General features: G+C 71.8%; 3 protein-coding genes and 1 pseudogene. 2 read left to right on the top strand and 2 right to left on the bottom strand.

The genetic code is table 11. The features are described 5' to 3' along the window. The coding region (locus ABZ281_RS39705) for a PAS domain-containing protein (RefSeq protein ID WP_356662843.1) at window positions 1–683 on the bottom strand (683 nt) is incomplete at its 3' end. 174 nt (window positions 684–857) lie between these two features. Beyond that, complete coding sequence (locus tag ABZ281_RS39700) at window positions 858–2,237, bottom strand: NAD(P)/FAD-dependent oxidoreductase (RefSeq protein WP_356662842.1); 1,380 nt, start codon at window positions 2,235–2,237, stop codon at window positions 858–860. Window positions 2,238–2,613: 376 nt separating this feature from the next. Between ABZ281_RS39700 and ABZ281_RS39695 the strand changes: the two genes are divergently transcribed. Together ABZ281_RS39695 and ABZ281_RS39690 are read left to right on the top strand one after the other, a co-directional pair. Beyond that, a complete protein-coding gene (locus tag ABZ281_RS39695; RefSeq protein WP_356662841.1) occupies window positions 2,614–3,375 on the top strand; it encodes a helix-turn-helix domain-containing protein in 762 nt (253 codons plus the stop codon). 326 nt (window positions 3,376–3,701) lie between these two features. Next, a pseudogene (locus ABZ281_RS39690) lies at window positions 3,702–4,348 on the top strand (NPCBM/NEW2 domain-containing protein); the annotation flags it as partial. Window positions 4,349–4,439 lie beyond the last annotated feature (91 nt).

Raw genomic sequence — 4,439 nt, 5'->3', positions numbered from 1 at the left:
ATGACGTCGTACCAGTCGCCGCCGACCGCGGCTTCGGTGCCACCGGGGTGGTAGGTGGCGGCGATGCGCAGGTCGTCCGGCTCTTCGAGCTCCTGGGGGAGCAGGGAGCGCTGGAGGGTGACCGCCGTTTCGCGCTGGCGGCGTTCGCTGGCGCGCAGGCGTTCGGCGGCTTCGGCGTGGTCGGTGACGTCGGTGGCGAAGACGAGGACGCCGCGGCCGTCGCTGCCGCCCTTGCCGTCGCCCTGGGTGACCGGGGTGCAGGTGAAGGTGTAGGAGCGGCCGTCGGGAGCCTTGCGGGACTTGACGGTGCGCGGCTTGCCGCTGCGCTGGACCTGGTCCAGGAGGGGGAACAGGCCGAGGGCGTCCAGCTCGGGGAGCGCCCCGCGGGCGCATTCGCCCAGGGGACGTACGCCGAAGGCGGTCGTGTAGGCGTCGTTGACGTAGGCGATGCGGTGGTCGGGGCCGTGGACCAGGGCGACGAGGGAGGGGGCGCGGTCGAGGACCTCACGCACCCGCAGTTCGTCGACGGCGGGTACGGACGGCGACTCATCGGTCAGTTGTTCGACACGGGCGGTGGGTACGGAGCCTTCCCCCCGCCGGTCCGGGGAGGCCGTCTGCTCGGTCCGCGCTGCGGCGCGGCGCTGCGTTCCGGGGAGCCGGGCGCTCCAGCGCGTGAAGTTCACGAATCCTTGCCTCGTGTAGTGGTCGGCGGCCGGCACCGGAACCGGCCGGGGCCCCGGAGGGCCCGCACCGGGGCGAGTCGTGGCATGCCCGCGGTAGTGGACCAGTCTGGCAGTGCGCGGACCGGACCGACATCCGTCAGACGCCGGGCCGGACGATGGAGTTCCTGGGTCCGGTCAGGACGACCCCTTCGGGTTGTGCGGGGGGTCCAGAGAAGGCTTTCCACCGGCTGCGAGTTCGAACTCGGCCCGGGGGTGTTCGAGTGAACCCAGGGAGACGATCTCCCGTTTGAACAGACCGGCCAGCGCCCATTCGGCGAGCACGCGCGCCTTGCGGTTGAAGGTGGGCACGCGGCTGAGGTGGTAGGCGCGGTGCATGAACCAGGCGGGGTAGCCCTTGAGCTTGCGCCCGTAGACATGGGCGACGCCCTTGTGCAGGCCCAGGGAGGCGACCGAACCGACGTAGGCGTGTTCGTACGTCTCGAGGGGTTCGCCGCGCAGGGAGTGGACGATGTTGTCGGCGAGGACCTTGGCCTGGCGGACGGCGTGCTGGGCGTTGGGGGCGCACTCGCGGCCCTGCTCCCTCGCGGTGACGTCGGGGACGGCGGCGGCGTCTCCCGCGGCCCACGCGTGCGTGGTGCCCTCGACGGACAGTTCCGGTGTGCAGGTGAGGCGTCCGCGGCCGTTGCGGGTCAGGTCGGTGGCGGCGAGCACCGGGTGGGGCTTCACGCCGGCCGTCCAGACGACCGTACGGGTGGGGAAGCGGGCGCCGTCGCTGAGGACGGCGACCCGGTCGGTGCAGGATTCGAGGCGGGTCTGCAGGCGGACGTCGATGTTGCGGCGGCGCAGCTCGGTGACGGTGTAGCGGCCCATCTCCTCGCCGACCTCGGGCAGGATGCGGTCCGAGGCCTCGACGAGGATCCACTTCATGTCCTCGGGCTGGACGTTGTGGTAGTAGCGCGCGGCGTAGCGGGCCATGTCCTCCAGTTCGCCGAGTGCCTCCACGCCCGCGAAGCCGCCGCCCACGAAGACGAAGGTGAGGGCCGCGTCGCGGATCGCGGGGTCGCGGGTGGAGGAGGCGATGTCCATCTGCTCGATGACGTGGTTGCGCAGGCCGATGGCCTCCTCGACGGTCTTGAAGCCGATGCCGTGGTCGGCGAGGCCGGGGACCGGCAGGGTGCGCGAGACGGAGCCGGGGGCGAGGACGAGCTGGTCGTAGCAGAGCCGCTGCCCGCCCGTACCCTCCTCCCCGGTGGCGAGGGTGGTGACGCTGGCGGTGCGTTTGGCGTGGTCGACCGCGGTGACCTCGCCGATCAGGATCCGGCACCGGTCGAGCACGCGGCGCAGCGGTACGACGACGTGCCGGGGTGAGATCGCGCCGGCGGCGGCCTCGGGGAGGAACGGCTGGTAGGTCATGTACGGGTCGGGGGTGACGACGGTGATCTCGACCTCGCCCCGGTCCAGTTCCCGTTTCAGTCTGCGCTGCAGGCGCAGGGCCGTGTACATCCCGACGTAGCCGCCACCGACAACGAGAATGCGCGCACGTTCCTTCACCATCCCATGACGCACCCGTCGCTTGCGTTTGTCCACAGCCTCGACGAATTGTGTGACCGGAGCGGGAGAGCGCGCGGAGTTGGCCGGAATACCGACCTTCGATGCATACATGCAGGTCAGAACGGGTGGTGCGGGGGGCGCGCGGGGGCACATTCGGGACGTATGCGGCCCGTACTCCGATCGGTGGGCGCTCCGTGCGGAACCTGCCCCTTCTGAATTGACTCCCTCTCAACTATGTTCGTGTGTCGACGGGGTGTAGGGGGATGTGCTCACCGGGGTCCGCGACGGGCGGGCCGCGGGACCGGGGCCGTTTCCTCGCTCCGGCATCGTATGGCGGGGAGTGTCTCCGGGGGGAGACGTCATTACCGGGGGATGGCTTATGCATGTTCAGGACTCTCATTGGTCGCCCGCGTCCGCACTCGCGGCGGGCGGCATGACCATGAGCGCGGCGGCCGGCAACGGACGCGACGTGTCGCGGACGACGCCGCTGCGCGTGGACGCACAGCGCAATCTGGAGCACGTGCTGCGTGCGGCGCGCGAGGTCTTCGGCGAGCTGGGGTACGGCGCGCCGATGGAGGACGTGGCGCGGCGCGCGCGAGTCGGTGTGGGCACGGTGTACCGGCGGTTCCCGAGCAAGGACGTCCTGGTGCGGCGGATAGCCGAGGAGGAGACCTCCCGGCTGACCGACCAGGCGCGTGCGGCGCTCGGGCAGGAGGACGAGCCGTGGTCGGCGCTGTCGCGCTTCCTGCGGACGTCGGTGGCCTCCGGCGCCGGGCGGCTGCTGCCGCCGCAGGTGCTGCGGGTCTCGGTCGAGGACGGCCCCGGAGGCCCGCGGGTGCCGCAGCAGCGGACCCAGCCGGGCACGACGGAGCTGCGGCTGGTGCCGGATCAGCCCGTGGCGGTCGCTTCGGTACCGGCGGCCGAGGACGACGCCGGGACGTCGGCGCTGCTCGAGGTCGTGGGCCAGCTCGTGGACCGGGCGCGTGCGGCCGGTGAGCTGCGGGCTGACGTGTCGGTGTCGGACGTGCTGCTGGTGATCGCCACGGCCGCGCCCTCACTGCCGGACGCCGCTCAGCAGGCGGCCGCGTCGGCCCGGCTGCTGGACATCCTGCTGGAGGGGCTGCGTTCGCGACCGGCGTGAGCCACGGGGCCGGGGAATCGAGGCTCGGGGCGAACAGCCCCGGGCCGAGTGAGCCCCCGGGCTCGGGCGGGGAACCCTCCCCTCCCGGAGCGAAACGGGGGGCCTTCCCCGAATGAGTGACCGCCTAGGGGGTGTTTCGAAAGTCCCGCACAGCCCCCACGGCGCCCGGCACGCACTCTCGCCGCACCAACCGAAATCCCAAGTACGTCCAGTACGAGGGCTTTCGTCCGGCACGCCGAGAGCACGCACCGGACACCGCGGGCACCGCACAGGACTTTCGAAACACCCCCCTAGTACTGCCGTGCGACAAGTCCCCACGGATGAGTGCGGACGTAAGGGCGATGCACCAGGCCGAGCAGTCCATGGCCATGCGGGCCTTCCGGTCGCTGCCGGAGCGCTGGCAGGCCGTGCTGTGGCACACCGAGATCGAGGACGAGTCGCCCAGCGAGGTCGCCACGCTGTTCGGGCTGGACGCCAACGGCACGCGCGTGCTCGCCAGCCGGGCCCGCGAGGGCCTCACGCAGGCCTACCTCCAGGCCCACGTCAGCGCCACGCTCACCGGCGACGAGGGTTGCGCCCGCTACGCCGACCAGCTCGGCACCTACGCCCGGGGGCGGCTGCGCACGCGGGCAAGCGTTCCGGCCTGTCGGTCGGCGACCAGCGGTACGCCCACGGCGTCACCGTGCACGGCCGCTCGTCCGTCACCATCGACCTGAACCGTTCCTGCTCGTCGTACGTCGCGCTCGTGGGTGTGGACGACACGACGCTGCGGCTCGGCACGGTGTACTTCTCCGTCTACGCCGACGGTGCCCGGCTGTGGCGGTCCCCGCTGGTCGAGGGCCGCGACCCGGCCGTTCCCGTCCATGTGAACCTCACCGGCCGCAGCACGGTGCGGCCGGTGGTGGAACCACGCAGCGCCCTCGACAACCTGATGCCGGTGGACTGGGCAGCGTCCAGGTTCACCTGCGGCTAGTGCCGCGGCAGGCAACGTTTGCCCGTTGAGGAGCGGCGTTTGGTGCGTGCTCTCGGCGTGCCGGCCGGAAGCCCTCGTACTGGACGTACTT

Origin of the sequence: Streptomyces sp. NPDC006265, from assembly GCF_040613555.1 — a bacterium.
In the GTDB taxonomy this organism is placed as follows: Bacteria; Actinomycetota; Actinomycetes; order Streptomycetales; family Streptomycetaceae; genus Streptomyces.
This window is presented reverse-complemented; position numbering and strand designations above follow the sequence as displayed.

Excerpts from the sequence above, each read along its gene's own strand:
- ABZ281_RS39700 (WP_356662842.1), bottom strand. The coding sequence starts at position 2,237 with ATGGTGAAGGAACGTGCGCGCATTCTCGTTGTCGGTGGCGGCTACGTC.
- ABZ281_RS39695 (WP_356662841.1), top strand. The coding sequence starts at position 2,614 with ATGCATGTTCAGGACTCTCATTGGTCGCCCGCGTCCGCACTCGCGGCG.